Source organism: Alphaproteobacteria bacterium, assembly GCA_037200005.1.
Taxonomy (GTDB): domain Bacteria; phylum Pseudomonadota; class Alphaproteobacteria; order UBA9219; family RFNS01; genus JBBCGY01.
In genome coordinates, this window is sequence record JBBCGY010000002.1 from 223,677 (window position 1) to 239,792 (window position 16,116).

The 16,116-nt window shown below is 59.1% G+C and carries 18 protein-coding genes; 9 read left to right on the forward strand and 9 right to left on the reverse strand.

Annotated elements, in window-relative coordinates; genetic code table 11:
- Positions 1 to 135: 135 nt before the first annotated feature.
- Both WDO70_10750 and WDO70_10755 read right to left on the reverse strand, forming a co-directional pair.
- Positions 136 to 435 (reverse strand): addiction module antidote protein, encoded by a 300-nt coding sequence (locus WDO70_10750; protein ID MEJ0063646.1) that lies wholly within the window; start codon positions 433 to 435, stop codon positions 136 to 138.
- Positions 436 to 437: 2 nt separating this feature from the next.
- Positions 438 to 734, reverse strand: coding sequence for a type II toxin-antitoxin system RelE/ParE family toxin (locus WDO70_10755; protein MEJ0063647.1), 297 nt, complete (start codon positions 732 to 734; stop codon positions 438 to 440).
- Between the two features lie 119 nt (positions 735 to 853).
- Between WDO70_10755 and WDO70_10760 the strand changes: the two genes are divergently transcribed.
- The 3 genes from WDO70_10760 (at position 854) to WDO70_10770 (ending at position 3,642) form a co-directional block, all read left to right on the forward strand.
- A complete protein-coding gene (locus WDO70_10760) occupies positions 854 to 1,822 on the forward strand; it encodes a substrate-binding domain-containing protein (GenBank protein MEJ0063648.1) in 969 nt (322 codons plus the stop codon).
- Positions 1,823 to 1,990: 168 nt separating this feature from the next.
- Positions 1,991 to 2,926: an ABC transporter permease gene (locus tag WDO70_10765; GenBank protein MEJ0063649.1), complete on the forward strand. Its 936-nt coding sequence runs from the start codon at positions 1,991 to 1,993 to the stop codon at positions 2,924 to 2,926.
- A complete protein-coding gene (locus WDO70_10770; GenBank protein ID MEJ0063650.1) occupies positions 2,923 to 3,642 on the forward strand; it encodes an ATP-binding cassette domain-containing protein in 720 nt (239 codons plus the stop codon). The genes WDO70_10765 and WDO70_10770 overlap by 4 nt, the downstream gene beginning before the upstream one ends.
- Here the strand turns inward: WDO70_10770 and WDO70_10775 are convergent.
- The 4 genes from WDO70_10775 to fabD form a co-directional block, all read right to left on the reverse strand.
- The gene (locus WDO70_10775; GenBank protein ID MEJ0063651.1) at positions 3,639 to 4,262 is read right to left on the reverse strand and encodes a DNA-3-methyladenine glycosylase; all 624 of its coding nucleotides are present in this window, start codon (positions 4,260 to 4,262) and stop codon (positions 3,639 to 3,641) included. The two genes, WDO70_10770 and WDO70_10775, sit on opposite strands and share 4 nt — an antisense overlap.
- Positions 4,263 to 4,265: 3 nt before the next feature.
- The gene (locus WDO70_10780) at positions 4,266 to 4,655 is read right to left on the reverse strand and encodes a hypothetical protein (GenBank protein MEJ0063652.1); all 390 of its coding nucleotides are present in this window, start codon (positions 4,653 to 4,655) and stop codon (positions 4,266 to 4,268) included.
- 70 nt (positions 4,656 to 4,725) lie between these two features.
- Entirely contained in the window at positions 4,726 to 5,466 is a 741-nt protein-coding gene (gene fabG, locus WDO70_10785) for a 3-oxoacyl-[acyl-carrier-protein] reductase (protein ID MEJ0063653.1), read from the reverse strand.
- 23 nt (positions 5,467 to 5,489) lie between these two features.
- Entirely contained in the window at positions 5,490 to 6,431 is a 942-nt protein-coding gene (gene fabD / locus WDO70_10790) for an ACP S-malonyltransferase (GenBank protein MEJ0063654.1), read from the reverse strand.
- An 89-nt stretch (positions 6,432 to 6,520) separates the two neighbouring features.
- Between fabD and rfaD the strand changes: the two genes are divergently transcribed.
- Genes rfaD through WDO70_10810 form a run of 4 tightly spaced genes read left to right on the forward strand, consistent with a single transcriptional unit; the run spans position 6,521 to position 10,078 of the window.
- Positions 6,521 to 7,504 carry an ADP-glyceromanno-heptose 6-epimerase gene (rfaD, locus tag WDO70_10795; GenBank protein MEJ0063655.1) on the forward strand — a complete coding sequence of 328 codons (984 nt, stop codon included), beginning with the start codon at positions 6,521 to 6,523 and terminating at the stop codon, positions 7,502 to 7,504.
- A 3-nt stretch (positions 7,505 to 7,507) separates the two neighbouring features.
- A complete protein-coding gene (gene rfaE1, locus WDO70_10800; GenBank protein ID MEJ0063656.1) occupies positions 7,508 to 8,989 on the forward strand; it encodes a D-glycero-beta-D-manno-heptose-7-phosphate kinase in 1,482 nt (493 codons plus the stop codon).
- The gene (locus tag WDO70_10805) at positions 8,986 to 9,381 is read left to right on the forward strand and encodes a prepilin peptidase (GenBank protein MEJ0063657.1); all 396 of its coding nucleotides are present in this window, start codon (positions 8,986 to 8,988) and stop codon (positions 9,379 to 9,381) included. Before rfaE1 ends, WDO70_10805 begins: the two co-directional genes overlap by 4 nt.
- A complete protein-coding gene (locus tag WDO70_10810; GenBank protein MEJ0063658.1) occupies positions 9,374 to 10,078 on the forward strand; it encodes a glutathione S-transferase family protein in 705 nt (234 codons plus the stop codon). The genes WDO70_10805 and WDO70_10810 overlap by 8 nt, the downstream gene beginning before the upstream one ends.
- A gap of 3 nt (positions 10,079 to 10,081) precedes the next feature.
- Here WDO70_10810 and WDO70_10815 read toward each other — a convergent pair whose 3' ends face one another.
- Positions 10,082 to 10,732 (reverse strand): hypothetical protein, encoded by a 651-nt coding sequence (locus WDO70_10815; GenBank protein MEJ0063659.1) that lies wholly within the window; start codon positions 10,730 to 10,732, stop codon positions 10,082 to 10,084.
- Between the two features lie 587 nt (positions 10,733 to 11,319).
- Between WDO70_10815 and WDO70_10820 the strand changes: the two genes are divergently transcribed.
- Positions 11,320 to 11,637 carry a hypothetical protein gene (locus tag WDO70_10820; protein MEJ0063660.1) on the forward strand — a complete coding sequence of 106 codons (318 nt, stop codon included), beginning with the start codon at positions 11,320 to 11,322 and terminating at the stop codon, positions 11,635 to 11,637.
- A gap of 83 nt (positions 11,638 to 11,720) precedes the next feature.
- Here WDO70_10820 and WDO70_10825 read toward each other — a convergent pair whose 3' ends face one another.
- A complete protein-coding gene (locus WDO70_10825) occupies positions 11,721 to 12,986 on the reverse strand; it encodes a hypothetical protein (GenBank protein ID MEJ0063661.1) in 1,266 nt (421 codons plus the stop codon).
- 118 nt (positions 12,987 to 13,104) lie between these two features.
- Positions 13,105 to 15,771 carry an alanine--tRNA ligase gene (gene alaS, locus WDO70_10830; GenBank protein ID MEJ0063662.1) on the reverse strand — a complete coding sequence of 889 codons (2,667 nt, stop codon included), beginning with the start codon at positions 15,769 to 15,771 and terminating at the stop codon, positions 13,105 to 13,107.
- A 121-nt stretch (positions 15,772 to 15,892) separates the two neighbouring features.
- Between alaS and WDO70_10835 the strand changes: the two genes are divergently transcribed.
- Positions 15,893 to 16,114: a hypothetical protein gene (locus WDO70_10835; GenBank protein ID MEJ0063663.1), complete on the forward strand. Its 222-nt coding sequence runs from the start codon at positions 15,893 to 15,895 to the stop codon at positions 16,112 to 16,114.
- The last annotated feature ends 2 nt before the right edge of the window (positions 16,115 to 16,116 follow it).

The window sequence follows — 16,116 nt, forward strand, 5'->3', positions numbered from 1 at the left end:
TGAAAAATTGAGTTTTGTCGATTTACGGCAACAAAAAATCCGCCAAGATGCATAATCCGGCGGATTTCGGGCGCGAAGACCCCTGGGATGGTCAATAGCATGATCGCCGGATAAAATCAAGGGAAATTTCCCAAATCATTGCGCCTTAACCGACAATTTCAATCCCAGCGCCTGCATGACGCGCATGACGGTGCCGAATTCCGGGTTGCCGTCCGCGCTCAATGCCTTGTAAAGGCTTTCGCGGGACAGGCCGGATTGCTTCGCGACTTTCGACATGCCGCGCGCGCGCGCAATGGTGCCAAGCGCCTGCGCGATAAAAGCCGGATCGTCCGTTTCCAATGCCTCTTCCATGTAGGCGTTGATTGCCTCATCGCTGTCGAGATATTCAGCGGAGTCATACGGCGTTGTTTTCGATTTCGATATTTTTTTAGTCATGTTTAATTCTCCAAATTGGCCGCGAGCATTTTCGCGGCCTTGATGTCGTTAGCCTGCGTCTTTTTGTCACCGCCGCACAGCAGTACGATCAGCGTCCGTCCACGCTGAATGAAATACACGCGATAACCGGGGCCATGGTGAATGCGCATTTCACTCACCCCGTTTCCTACCGGCTCGACATCGCCGGGATTTCCGGAAGCCAGCCGGTCGATCCTGGCTGCAATCCTGGCTCTAGCGCGATCATCGCGCAGTTTTGCCATCCATGCGGCAAAAGCAGTTGTTTTGCGAACCTCGATCATGGCACTGTATCCTATCAACTACAGTTTGTCAAGATGCATCATGGCCGGAAAAACCGCTTGGCCGCGAGCGCCGATCCGCTACAATCTGTCCGATTATGGCAGCCACGGGAAAATTTCCGATGAAAAAAGTAGCGTTTTTGGTGCTGGCGATGATCGCGGCGCTCCCTGCTGGAGCAGCCACAGCCGAAGAGACGGGCGAGTATATCTTCATACTCAAGGCACGCGGCAATCCCTATTGGCAAGCGGTCGTGGACGGAATCAACGAGACAGCGAAAGCACAAGGCATTTCGGCCAGCGTTCATCAGTTGTCCAGCGACAGCGCGGCGGAAGAGCAATTGAATCTATGTCAGGCAGTGCTGGCGCGGCAGCCGAAATTTCTGGCGATTTCCGCCGTCACAACCTCGGTGGGAATCGAATGCGTGAAGGAAGCCGCCGCGCGCGGCATCATCGTTGCCGACATGGATTCCAGCATCTCCATCGCCGAGGCCGACAAGGCGGGCGTTCACCTCGCTTTTTCAGTCGGTTCGGATAACTATCAGATCGGCAAGAACGCGGCGGATTATCTCAAAACGATCGCAGGCGCGCCGACCGCGAAAATTTTCGTGCTCGAAGGTGTAGCCGGCAGCATTCCAGCGCGCAAGCGCGCGGATGGCTTTACCGACGAAGTCAGGAAGGTTCTCCCCCAAGCCAAAGTCATAGCCTCCATATCGGCGGATTGGGACCGGCTTAAGGCAATGAATGTCACGACCGACATCTTGCAGCGCGAGCCGGGCCTCAATGTCATCTACGCCGCCAACGATATGATGGCGCTGGGAGCCGCGGAGGCATTGCGCGTAGCGGGCAAAACAGACCAAATCAGCGTGATCGGGGTCGACGGCGTCGCGGATGCGCGCCGGGCCGTCATGGAGGGCAAGCTCACGGCGACGGTCGCCCAGCTTCCCTATCTTATCGGCAAGCGCAGCGTGGAGAAAGCCGTCGCCGCCGTTAAAGGCGAACCCACCGAGCAACTTGAAATCACGCCGACGCCCGTTTTGACCAGGCAGTTCATGGAATCCGGGACTGATCCCCTGCTGCAATATGTTCGGTAGAGCGCATCCCGCGCAGCCGTCATTCCCGACGCCGCGCAGCGGCGAGCGGGAATCCCGTTTGGTTTTTCTTTTTCCAAACAAGAAAAACGGGATTCCCGCTCGGCCTTGCCCGCCCGAAGGCGGCCAAGGCCGTCGGGAATGACGGCTAGGACAGCGAAGCGATTTGGAATGACAAAATACCCTGGCAAAGCCTATCTCCTGCAAGCGGCGGTATTCCTGATCGTCCTGCTCGCGGGTTTCGGTTTTTTGTCGCCCTATTTCCTGTCGTTCTCGAACGTCAACAACATCCTGACGGCCAGCGCGGTTATCGGACTCATGGCGCTGGGCGCGACCTTCGTCATCGCCAGCGGCGGCATAGACTTGTCGACGGCGGCGATAATGGCGCTCGCCGGAGTCATCACCGCGAAATGCGCGCAGAATTTCGATTTGCCTCCCCTGCTCGCGATTTTGCTGGCGATCTCGGTCGGCGCGGTCTGCGGCTTCATCAATGGCTGGCTGATCGACATTACCGGCGCGCCGAGCTTTATCGTGACCCTTGGCATGTTCAGCGTCGTGCGGGCCTCGGCCTATATTGTTTCCGACGGCATGCCGGTTTACGGGCTTTCCGACGCGATGACGGCCATCGGCCAGAAGACGTTGCTGGGCGTTAGCACGCCGGTTCTATTTTTGGCGGTTGCTGCGCTGATTTGCATTTATCTTTTGAATTACACGAGATTCGGCATTCATACGCTCATTCTCGGCGACAATGATCAGGCGGCCAAGGCGACCGGTATTCCCGTCAGGAATTTGCGGCTCAGGATTTACGGGCTGGCGGGCGCGCTGTCGGGTCTTGCCGGATTCATTTTCATGGCCCGCACCAATTCCGGCGATCCCACGGCAGGGCAGAACTATGAGCTGGCCGCCATCACCGCCGTCATTCTGGGCGGCGCGAATTTGTTCGGCGGGCGCGCGACCATCGCCGGAACTTTCATCGGCGTATTATGCCTTGGCGTGCTGCAGAACGGGCTGAACCTGCTTGCCATCGGCACGTTCTACCAGATTTTGTTCGTGGGGCTGGTGCTGTTGGCCTCGGCCTTCCTGCGGCGCAGCGGGGCGCGCTCATGACGCTGGCCCTCAAAGACATCGCGAAATCCTTCGGCGGCGCGGGCGTCCTGCACGGCCTGACGATCGATTTCGAGCCGGGCAAGGTCACGGCGCTGGTCGGCGATAACGGCGCGGGCAAATCCACGCTGCTGAAAGTCATCGCGGGCCTGTACGCGCCCGATCAGGGACATGTCATGCTGAACGGCGCCGACATTACCGGATTATCCCCTCACGAGCGCCGCGCCGCAGGCATCGAGATGGTGTTCCAGGACCTGGCCCTCGCGGGGCAGCAGGATATCGTCAGCAATATTTTCATGGGCAGGGAAATATACGCGCCCTTCACCGGCTTTCTCGACCGGCGGCGCATGGAGCACATCGCACGCACCGAGCTTGACAGTCTCGGCATTCAAATCCCCGATTTCGGCATGCCGGTGCAATTGCTTTCCGGCGGCCAGCAGCAGGCGGTTGCCATCGCGCGCGCCGCCATCTTCGATCCGCAGATTTTGCTGCTGGACGAGCCGACGGCAGCGCTTGCCGCCCGCGAAGTCGGCGAGGTTCTCGATTTGATCCGTGGTCAGCGTGATCATGGCCGCACCGTCATTCTGGTCAGTCATCGCCTCAATGATGTTTTTGCCGTGGCCGACAGGATCGTGATCGTCAAGCATGGCCTGATCGCCTCGGACCTTCCGGCGGCGGAAACCAGTTTGAGTAAAACCATCGAAATGATGGTCAGCTAAGATTTCTTGGATAAATCCGCCGCGCGCCACAGATACCAGCTCGCCACCGTCGCATGGGGCCGCCAGCGCGCGCCGAATTCCATGAGCGCGCGCGGCTTCGGCATGGCGTCGAGCTTATAGGCAATGCGGAAACCGTTGCGGACGCCGAAATCATCGACCGGCAGAACGTCGGGGCGTCCCAGATGAAACATCAGCAGCATCTCGACCGTCCAGCGCCCCACGCCGCGGATTTGCGTCAGGCGCTCGATGATCTCGTCGTCGGATAGCTTTCTAGCCTTGGCTAAAGTCGGCACCACGCCGGACAGCGTATGCTCGGCGATATCGCGGATCGCGGCGATCTTCGACAATGAAAAGCCGCAGGCGCGGAGCTTGTCGGTTTTCGTCGCCAGCACGGCTTCCGGCTTCGGAAAGCGCCCCGGATACAGCGCCATGAAACGGGCCAGGATGGCCGCCGCCGCCTTGCCGTGCAATTGCTGATGCGCCACGGCGCGCACCAGGCTTTCATAAGGCTGGCGCTTGCTGTCGGCGATGAGCGTGCAGGAGCCGTGCTGGCGGATGAGCCGCCGCATGACGGGATCGGCCTTGGCAAGATGGCGTTCGGCGTCGAGGAAATCCGGCAATGGCTACTGCACTTGCAGGCGATCGACCGTCATGACGACAGGCGTATGTTCGCGCGACGTGCGGGCGTGTCTCAATGTTCCGATGGCTTGCGCGGGCATATCCCTGTTCGCCTTGACGAGACTGATGATTTCATCGCCCTTGATATTCAATTGGATTTTCATGATGCCTGTTTCTCCCCTGTTCGCCTCGTTCTTCGGATCGAATTCGATATCCACGGGACGATCAAGTTTCAGGTAAAAAATAGTGACCGGCAGGCCTTGTTCCTTAATCTCTTCGAGATCCAGCATTCCAGACAGCGTGACGACGTCGGGTTCGTATTTCACAGCCGCGGCCTGCGCCTCCGCCGGCAACCATAAAATAAGCGCCGCTATCGATAGTAAGATCATCTTCATCGGTGTTGCCTCATCGCGAAAGCCAGGGCGTTTTACCCAGGCCATATTTAACCATAAATGAAAAGATTTTTCAAATCATCGCCATGCCGCCATTGACATGCAAGGTCTGTCCGGTGACATACGCGGCCTCGTCGCTGGCGAGATAGACGCAGGCGGCGGAAATGTCGGAAGGCGCGCCCATCCGTCCAAGCGGAATGACCGTCAGAAGCTTCTGTTTCTGCTCGTCCGCCAGGACGTCGGTCATGGCGGTCTGGATAAATCCCGGCGCGACGCAATTCACGGTGATGCCGCGCGGCGCCATTTCCTGCGCCAGAGACTTGCTCATGCCGATCAAGCCGGCCTTGGATGCCGCATAATTCGCCTGTCCGCCATTGCCGGTCACGCCGACGATGGAGGTGATGTTGATGACGCGGCCCCAGCGGCGGGACATCATGCCCCGCATCGCGCCCCGAATCAGGCGGAATGCCGCCGTGAGGTTGATATCAAGCACCGCCTGCCAATCCTCGTCCTTCATGCGCAAGGCAAGGCCGTCGCGGGTCAGTCCGGCATTGTTGACGAGAATATCGACGCCCGCGCCCAGTTTCGCCTCGGCATCCTTCAGCAATTGCGCCGGGCCTTCAGGATCACCGAGATTGGCGGTCGCCACGAAGCTGCGCTCGCCGAGTTCGGCCTGCAGGGCCTCGAGCGCCGCCACTTTCGTGCCGGACAAAACGACGCGCGCGCCCTGCTTATGCAAATCCCTGGCGATTACCTGGCCTAGCCCGCCCGAAGCGCCGGTCACCAGCGCGTTTTTTCCCGTAAGATCGAACATTGATTTTTCCCCTGTCTTTCGCATTAAACCGTTTTCAAAAAAGCTTCGATATCCTGCGGCGTATGCAGCGACATCGCCGTAACGTCCTTGTCGATCCGTTTCATAAGCCCGGCCAGCACCGATCCAGCGCCGCATTCGACGATCTGCTCCACGCCCTGCTCTTTAAGGTAAAGCATGGATTCGCGCCAGCGCACGGCTCCCGTTACCTGTTCGACCAGCGATTTGCGGATTTGCTCCGGTTCGGCGACGGCGGCGGCGGTCACGTTGGCGACCAGCGGCACGGCAGGCGGGCGGATCGTCACCTTGCCGAGCGCCGCTTCCATGACTTCCGCCGCGGGCTGCATCAGCGAGCAGTGAAAAGGCGCGCTGACCGGCAGTTTGACGCTGCGCTTGAAGCCCTTGTCGGCGGCAATCACCATGGCGCGGTCGATCGCCGTCATATGGCCGCTGATCACGACCTGGCCGGGCGCGTTATCATTGGCCGCGGCGCAAACTTCGTCTCCGGCGGCGGCGGCGGCAATTTCTTCGGCCTGCGGCAGATCGACGCCAAGCAGCGCCGCCATGCCGCCGATTCCAACCGGAACCGCCGCCTGCATCGCCTGCCCGCGCTGTTTCAACAATCGCGCCGCATCGGCAAGCGTGAACGAACCGGCGGCGCACAAGGCCGAATATTCGCCCAGACTATGCCCCGCGACGAATTTAGCCGCCGCCGGAAGCTGAAAATTCGCCTCGACGGCCAAAACGCGGATAACGGCCATGCTGACCGCCATGAGCGCAGGTTGAGCGTTTTCGGTCAGGCGCAAATCGGATTCCGCGCCGTCCCACATGATCTGGCTCAATTTTTGGTTCAGGCTGTCATCGACTTCCTGAAACACTTCACGGGCGACGGGAAAGGCATCCGCCAGAGCTTTGCCCATGCCGACGGCCTGACTGCCCTGGCCGGGAAACACAAGTGCGCGTTGCATCATAAAACCTTTCAAAACAGGGCCGTACTCAAGCCGCTTGCCAAAACGAAGTCAAGATTGTGTATTGGAGGCCCATCAAGGAGAATCGAATGATCATCGTGACCGGCGGCGCCGGATTTATAGGTTCCAACCTCGCGGCGGCTTTAGAAGCCGCGGGCGAGCATGTCGTCATCAGCGATTGGCTCGGCACCGGCGACAAATGGCGCAACATCGCCAAACGCAGCCTGGAAGATTGCGTGCGTCCCGAGGATTTGCCCGCGTTCCTGGAAAAACACAAGCATCATATCACCATGATCTATCATCTCGGCGCGATTTCCGCGACCACGGCCACCGACGGCGACGAGATTATCAAGAACAATTTCCGCCTGAGCAAGGATTTATGGCAATGGTGCACCGAGCATCATGTGAGTTTCATCTACGCCTCGTCCGCGGCGACTTACGGCGACGGATCGGCGGAATTCGACGACAGCGACGATCCCGATTATCTGGCGCGGCTCCGGCCACTCAATCTCTATGGCTGGAGCAAGCATCTGTTCGACCGCTGGATCGTGGGCCAGCGCGATATCAGGAGCAGGCCGACGCAATATGTCGGGCTTAAATTCTTCAACGTCTATGGTCCCAATGAATACCATAAGGACAATATGCGTTCGGTCGTGCATCAGGTATTTCCGTTCGCCCAGCGCGGTGAGAGTTTTCCCTTGTTCAAATCGCACCGGCCCGATTACCAGGATGGCGGGCAACTGCGCGATTTCATATGGGTCGGCGACGTCATCAATGTCATGCTGTGGCTGCGGCAGAATCCGCGCGTGAATGGCCTGTTCAATGTCGGCACGGGCCAGGCGCGGAGCTTTGCCGATCTGGGCGCCGCCGTCTATCGCGCGGCAGGCAGGGAGCCTATGCTGACCTACCGCGACATGCCGGAAACTTTGCGTGAAAAATACCAGTATTTTACCCAGGCGAAAATGGATAAACTGGCCGGAGCCGGTTACGATGTGAGCCATATGACCAGCCTGGAAGAAGGCATCCGGCGTTACGTGCAGGATTATATGATGCAACCCGATCAGTATGTTTAACCCATGAGCCAGAACCTGCCTCCCATTCTGGAAAAATTCTCCGGCCAGCGCGTTCTGGTGCTCGGCGATCTTATGCTCGACCGCTTCGTCTATGGCAGGGTCGAGCGCATTTCGCCCGAGGCCCCGATTCCGGTGCTGCGCATCGACCGCGAATTGATGATGCCCGGCGGCGCGGGCAACGTCGTCCGCAATCTCGCCGCGCTCGGCGCGCAGGTCGATGTCATCGGCATCGCCGGAAAAGACCAGGCCAGTTATGATCTCGCCGAACAATTCGCGACGCTGCACGGCGTGACGCCGACGATCCTGACCGACCCCTCGCGCCCGACCACGCTGAAAATCCGCTGTATCGCCGGCAGCCAGCAATTGCTGCGCGCCGACCGCGAAGACGGCAAATCGGTCTCTCCGGAACTCGAGGAGCAGATCATGCTCCACGTGACTGCCGCGCTGCCGGGCGCAAGCATCGTCATCCTGTCGGACTATGCGAAAGGCGTGCTGACGGAAACCATGGTTCCGCGCGTCATCGAACTCGCCCAGAAACAGGGCAAGCGCGTGGTGATCGATCCCAAGGGACGCGATTTCTCGCGCTATCGCGGCGCGTTCATGATCACGCCCAACCGCAAGGAACTGACCGAAGCGACGGGGGTCAGCGCGATCAAGACGGTGGCGCAGGCCGAACAGGCGGCGCGCGTGCTGATCACCGCCTATAATATCGAATGCGTGCTGGCGAAACTGGGCGGCGACGGCGTTTGCCTCGTGACCAAGGATCAGCCCGCCGTCCATATCCACGGCACGGCGCGGGAAGTATTCGACGTATCCGGCGCGGGCGACACGGTCGTCGCGGCGATGGCGATGGCAATGGCGGCAGGCGCGCCGCTGCCGGACGCCGCCTATCTCGCCAACCTCGCGGGCTCCATCGTCGTCGGCAAGGTCGGCACCGCGACGGTCACGGTCGACGATCTGCTGAGCGAAATGCAGGAAGACAACGGCATGAGCCGGGACAGCATTCACAATAAGCTGATGAGCCTGCCCGAAGCCTGCGCCCAGGCCGAGAAATGGCGCATGCAGGGCTTGAAAGTCGGCTTTACCAATGGCTGCTTCGACCTGCTCCATCCCGGCCATCTCGCCTCGATCAGGCAGGCGCGCGCGCGCTGCGACCGGCTGATCGTCGGCCTCAACGCCGATTCATCCGTCAAGAAACTGAAGGGCGAACATCGGCCGGTGCAAAACGAGCAGATGCGCGCCGCCGTGCTTTCGGCGTTGAGCGATGTCGATATGATCGTGATCTTCGCCGAGGACACGCCCTATGAGCTCATCAAGGCGCTGCGCCCGACGGTGATGGTCAAAGGCTCCGACTACAGGCCGGAGCAAGTCGTCGGCTGGGACTTGGTCCAGGGCTGGGGCGGAGAGCTTCATCTCGTCGATCTGGTCGCCGGACACAGCACGACCTCGACCATCGACCGGATGAGCAAAACGGCGAGCGGGTGATTGACTCCCTTCCCCTCCTCGCCGCCGCCCTCACCGGCTTCATCGTTGGTGCGATCCTGGGCAGCTTCGTCACGGCCTTGAGCTACCGCCTGCCGCGCGGGATTTCAATAGTCGCGCCGCGCTCGAGCTGTCCGTCATGCCATGCCGTTCTCGGGGCTCGCGATCTGGTTCCGATAGGCTCATATCTGGCGAATAAGGGAAAATGCCGCCATTGCGGCGCGAGAATCAGCCCGCGCTACCCTACTATCGAGCTGGCCGTGGCCCTCTCCTGCGCCTTGGCATTTACTATTTTATGGGGTAATTGGTTTATATTGCCTGTGGTTGTCATCATGATCGTCGGCGCGGCGACCGACATGACCATGCGTCTCGAGAAAAAGGGCTCCCATGATTAAGCTCTATCAGTTCCCCTCCGCTTTCGGGCTGCCCAACGCCAGCCCGTTCTGCATGAAGACCGAAGTCATGCTGAAGATGCTCGAGCTTCCCTATGAAATCGTGCCGACATCCAATCCCAAGGTCGGCCCGAAGGGCAAGCTGCCGTTCATCGAGGACGAGGACGGCGCGCGGGTCGCGGATTCCGAAATCATCCGCCAGCATCTCGAAAAGAAAACCGGGCGCGATCTCGACCAGGGATTGAGCGCCGAAGAGCGCGCGACCGCTCATGCCTTCGCCAGAATGCTGGAGGAGCGCACCTATTTCATCATGTTGCAGAACCGCTGGGACGACGAGAAGAACTGGCCGATCGTGCGCAAAACCTTTTTCTCCGACATGCCCGTCCTGATACGCAACTGGACCTTCGGCAAGATGCAGAAAAGAATGCGCGCCGCGCTGTATTATCAGGGCACGGGCCGCCATGGCCCCGATGAAATCGCCGCTTTCGGCAAGGCCGACATCAAGGCGGCCTCGACATTTCTCGGCGATAAGAAGTTCTTCATGGGCGAGCAGCCGACTTCGGTCGACGCCACGGCCTATCCGTTCCTGATCGGCTTTGCCATCGAGCCTTTCCCGTCGCCGGTTCAGGACGAAATCCGCAAGCATCCCAATCTCATGGGCTATATGGACCGGATGCGGCGGAAATTTTATCCGCAGTAAGATTTACGGAGTGGGGGCGGGCTGTTTCTGCCAGCGCACGCGGAGATAAGGATAGAGCGTCTCGCCCATATGGACGATCTGGGCGATATGGTCTTTAGGATCTTGCCCGTAAAACCCCTTGACGTGAAAATCGCCACGATGCGCTTCATACAGGCTCCGCATCTTGCCGGGACCGGGCGGTCCAGGCGGCCCTTTGGGGACGCCCGTTTTCTGCAGGATGTATTCGGCGGTTTCGGTCGTGCCGATAAATTTCTCCGGAAAGATCGAAGAATGGGTGACGCCGAACAGTATCCCCCCGTTTTCCGCCGCCTCGGCAAGCGCGACCCATTTGTCCATATTATTCGTGTTTATCTTACGGGGAATGCCGTTCTTGAAAAGCGTATGAAGGCCGTCCGCGAGCAACACCGCATCGATCTGCGACGCATGATCGCCGGGATTCATGATGACCGCGCTCACACCCTGGAATCCCGCGCTCCATGATTCAAGCGCGATCCGGTTCAATTGCGCGGCCGGGCGACTGGTTTTTGCCAAACCCTCATCGATAATTTCTTGCGTCTGGTTCAACAGCGCGTCGAAGGCATGGGGCGGATTGAAAGCCGTCGCGTATTTATCGGAAGCGATGCCGAGATTCACGCTCACGACAATGGCATTCATATTGGCGTTTTCCATATTCCGGTGTTGGTTCGGAACCGCGCCGAAAAAATGCGCAATCAAATCATACTTGCCGCCGATGGGGCAGAAACGCGCGGGGATATACACGTCATACGCTTTATCTCTGGTGGATGGAATATCGGGCCCGAATTTCTTACTCCAAGGCTGGCCCGTGGGATTGCATAATAGCGGTGCCGGGACAGGATTTTGCGGAGGCGGAGACGGAGGCGGCGGGGCCGCAGATCGGGATATCGGCCCGATCCACGACGGAAGCGTCGGCGTCTTCTCGGAATCACAGCCCACCGCAGCCGCCAATAAAATTCCGGCGCTGATAAATTGCGCGAGGCGCTGCTTAATCTGCATTCCTAATCCTCTTAACCTTAAATCACACTGCTATGAAAATGATCATACAGCATAAACGCGAAAGTAATTTCTCTATAATGGAAGCGAGCGGATCGCGCTGGTACCACGTCGTTAGGTAAACTCCTGTTTACCAAGAGATTTTCAGAAGCGGTCATAGAAATTTCACAATCCATCCGTATGATTTCCGACAGTCCGATAACGGACTCATCTATAACGGAGACATAACAATGAAATTGGCACAATTCGCCTGTTTAGGCGTGGCCTTGGCGCTGACGGCAACCCCGGCGCTGGCCGAAGGCGGCAAACGATATCAGCGGCATGAAGCGGGGCAAGATCGCCGGATCGAAAAGGGCGTGGAAAGCGGCGCGCTGACCCCCGGCGAAGAGAAAGGGCTTGAACGCCGCGATGAGGCGCTCGACAAGCGCAAAGAGCACATCGTCAGCGACGGCAAGGTCACGCCCGGCGAGAAACATCGCCTGCGCCGCGCCGAGCATCGGGAAGACCGGGCAATCTTCCGCAAGAAGCACAATGGGCGCGACGGTTAAGGGGCAGCGGATATCGACAAAAGGGGAGGCCCGGAGATTGTCCGGGCCTTTTTCTTTTCGACGATTTTCTAATGGAGATGCCGCTATCGGCGCAACTGCAATCGATTGCCGAACCCGCTTCCCGATCTCGGGCTGGACCTGGCCGATCCGTCGCTCACGGTATTCTGAACTTTATATGCGCCTTCGACGGCGCTGACGAGGCGCGCTCTGACCTGCGGATTCTGTTCGGTTTCCAGCCTGCCATTCACGATATCGCGCGCGCGTTCTTTTGAACCGCCGGGGGTTTTGCCGTCCGCATTGCCGATGATAAACCCCAAGGCAATCGTGGCCGCGATGCGCGTATGCACATCTTCATCATTGATGATCTTCTCGGCGATACCGACCACTCTTGATGCCTGGCCGGGATAGTGCTGCGCAACATACTGCAAGCCCTTCACGGCCGCGCCGATTTCGTACGTTCCGCCTTTTTCTGAACCGCCGTCGATGCTTTTTTCGATATTGGCCACGGCCCGTTCTTCAAGACCCGGCTGATTTCTTGCCGTCTGCGCGAATTCTCCCGCGATGGACATGCGCACACGGTCGATTGTCTCCGTATCCTGGAAGGACTCGAGCGCGCCCATGGCTTGTTCCGCCTTCTGCGGGTGAGAATAGCCAACATTTCCTACAAGCTTGGCGGCGGCCATGCGCGCCTCCTCGCGGCCGGATTTAAATCCTTCCGCCGCAAGCTCCAGCATGGAATCGGCATAGGGTGTATTGCGGGAATATTTCTGGATCAGGGCGCTTCCCACATTCAGGGCTGCTTCTTTTGCCTCGGCAGCGCCGTCGCCGTCTGCCGCGACCGTGCCGGTCAGCAGCGGAATGACGGAACGGCTATAATCGATTTGACCACGATCGACGACCGCTCCAAGAATTTTTACCGCCGCAGTCTGGACTTCTGGGCTGCTGTCTTTGAGGCCCGGACTGGCGAAATCGCGCAGCACCGTTCCCGCCTCTCGCGGCGCGAGGCCGATAACCGCCGCCGCCGCGTTCATGGCCGCTATCCGCGCCCTGGGGCTTTCCTGATCATCCCGGCCTTTGCCGGCCAGTTCGAGAAATTTATCGGCATATTTCGAATGGTCGCTGCCCGCCATCTGCGCCAGGATTTCCATGCTCTGGCCGCGCTGATCCAGGCTGCCCGCATTCATGGCGGTTTCTATAAGAGCCATGATCTTGGAAACGCCGCCTCGCTCGCGCTCCGCTCCCCTGACTATGTCCATCTGCGCCGCGCCCAATTTCGCGGACAATTCGGCAGGCGTAATGGGCTTGGGCGGGTGCTTATCGCGCCCCATTTTATTGCGGTATTGGCTCATAGGGCCTGCCCCCGAATGGAATATTCCGCGAGTTTACCATAGGGGCATGAAGGGAATGTGTATTTCGCTATTCGCATTAACGGCGCATTCACCATAACGCCGCGGAGCAAAGGCTTTTTTAGCCGCGCGCCGCCAAAGCCGCTTCGATAGCCGCGACCGCTTGCGGCATGGCGGCGATATCCGTGCCGCCCGCCTGCGCCATATCGGGGCGGCCGCCGCCGCCTTTTCCACCGACGGCCTCGGCTCCGGCGCGCACCAGATCGACCGCGCTGATTTTGTCCGTCAGGTCGGGCGTCACCGCGACAACCAGGGAAACCTTGCCCTCATAGCCGGAAATCAGCGTCACGACGCCGGACGACAGTTGCTGCTTCAACTGATCGGCCATCGGCTTCAAGTCCTTGGCCGGAAGATCGGCGAGAACGCGGGAAACGAATTTGATGCCGCCGATTTCCTTAGGCGCATCCTGCGCCGCCGCGCCGCCGCCTCCGCCGAGCGCAACTTGCCGCCGCAGTTCGGCGACTTCGCGCTCCAGCTTCTTGCGTTCCTCGACCAGAGAGACGACGCGATCCAGCACCTCGGCGGGCGATGCTTTGAGCGCCGCCGCCGTCTGCTGCAGCCGTTGTTCCTGCTCGGCCATGTAGGCGAGCGCCCCCTGCCCGGTCAGCGCCTCGATGCGACGGACGCCCGCCGCGACCGCGCTTTCGCCGACGATCTTCAGCAGGCCGATATCGCCGGTGCGCCGCACATGCGTGCCGCCGCAAAGTTCGATGGAAAAAGCCTTTCGCCCTTCCTCATCCTGGCCGCCCATGGACACGACGCGCACCTCGTCGCCGTATTTCTCGCCGAATAGCGCCATCGCGCCTTCGGCCACGGCTTCGTCCGGGGTCATGAGCTGGGTCGTTACTTCGCTGTTCCTGCGGATGCGCTGATTAACCTCGGCCTCCACTATGGCCAAATCGTTGGCGGCGATGGGCGTCGGCTGGCTGATATCGAAACGAAGCCGCTCCGGCGCGACCATCGAGCCTTTTTGCGTCACATGCGTTCCCACATGACGGCGCAACGCCTCATGCAGCAAATGCGTCGCGGAATGGTTGGCGCGAATGGCATCGCGGCGCTGGCTGTCCACCAGCATGGTCACGCTGTCGCCAGCCTTGAATATGCCGTCGGATATTTCCGCATAGTGAACCCAAAGCGCGCCAAGCTCCTTTTGCGTGTCGGTAATCGCGGCTACAGCGCCTTGTGCCGTGGTGAATTGGCCGGTATCGCCCACCTGGCCGCCGGATTCACCGTAAAAAGGCGTCTGATTGACGATGATTTGCACTTTATCGCCCGTTTTGGCCTCTTTGACCCGCTCGCCGTCTTTGATAATGGCCTGAATCACGCCCTGAGCCGCCTCGGCGCTATAGCCGAGAAACTCTGTCGCGCCGGTTTCCTCTTTGAGATCGAACCATAGTTTGGCCGTTCCGGTTTCGCCCGACCCGGCCCATGCCTCGCGCGCGGCCGCTTTTTGCTTGGCCATCGCGGACTCAAAGCCAGATGTATCCACCTTGATATCCCGCGCGCGCAGGACATCCTGCGTCAGGTCGAGCGGGAAGCCGTAGGTATCATAAAGCTTAAACGCAACTTCTCCGGACAATTCATTGTTTTTATTATTTATTTTGCCAATCTCTTCATCTAACAGTTTAAGTCCGCGATCCAAAAGCTGCTTAAATCGGTTTTCTTCCAGTTTCAGCGTCGCGGTGATGAGTTCCTGCGCCCGCCCCAGTTCGGGATAAGCCGCGCCCATCAGCTTCACCAGTTCCGGCACCAGCCGATAAAGCAGCGGCTCCTTGGCCCCAAGAATATGCGCGTGACGCATGCCACGCCGCATGATCCGGCGCAGGACATAGCCGCGCCCCTCATTGCTCGGCATCACGCCGTCGGCGATCAGGAAGGAGCTGGCGCGCACATGGTCGGCGATGACGCGGAAAGACGCCTTATGCTCTCCGGCGGGATCGGTCTTCACCATGGATGAAGTCAGGCCGATGAGATCGCGGAACAGATCGATATCGTAATTGGAATGCACGCCCTGCATGATCGCGGTCATGCGCTCCAGCCCCATGCCGGTATCGACAGACGGCTTGGGCAAGTTAATACGCTTGCCGCCGGGCAGTTCCTCGAACTGCATGAAGACCAGGTTCCAGAATTCCAGGAAGCGGTCGCCGTCTTCGTCCAGGCTGCCGGGAGGGCCGCCTTGCAGCTGTGGCCCCTGGTCGATAAAGATTTCCGAGCAAGGCCCGCACGGGCCGAGATCGCCCATGCGCCAGAAATTCGCGTCGGTCTTGATGCGGATGATCTTGTCGTCGCCGAAGCCCGCAACCTTCTTCCAGATTTTAGCGGCCTCCTCGTCTTCGTGATAGACGGTGACCAGCAGATTGTCGGGCTTCAGGCCGAATTCCTTCGTCACCAGTTCCCAGGCGAATGCGATGGCCTCTTCCTTGAAATAATCGCCGAACGAGAAATTGCCGAGCATCTCGAAAAATGTGTGATGCCTCGCGGTATAGCCGACATTCTCCAGATCGTTATGCTTGCCGCCGGCGCGGACGGATTTCTGAGTCGATGTCGCGCGGGTATAGGGGCGCTTTTCGTTGCCGGTGAAGACATTCTTGAACTGCACCATGCCCGAATTGACGAACATCAAGGTCGGGTCGTTGCGCGGCACCAGCGGGCTGGATTCGACCAGCGTATGCCCCTGCCGCTCGAAATAGCGCAGGAAGGTGGATCGTATATCGGCGAGTGTTTTCATGGCCCATTAACCCATTGCGATTACGGTTAGTTTATCTATAAAAAACAGAAACGCAAAGGCAGCAATTTATAGCGTGATTTGGTGACGCAAAAGTGTTACACTCAGCCTAGGAGGAACAAACATGCCCACAACCAATCCCCGCATTAATCTAACATTAGAGCCGCAATGGCGCTCTATTTTGGCAAAGATCGCCGCCGTCGAGGGAAAAACCATCGCTGGTCTTACCAAAGAACTGGTTCTCGAAGCCCTGGAACTGCGCGAAGACATAGCTCTTTCTGCGCTTGCCAAAGCGCGCGAGGCTACATCTAAAAAGCTGGTGTCTCATGAAGACGCTTGGCGGTAAAA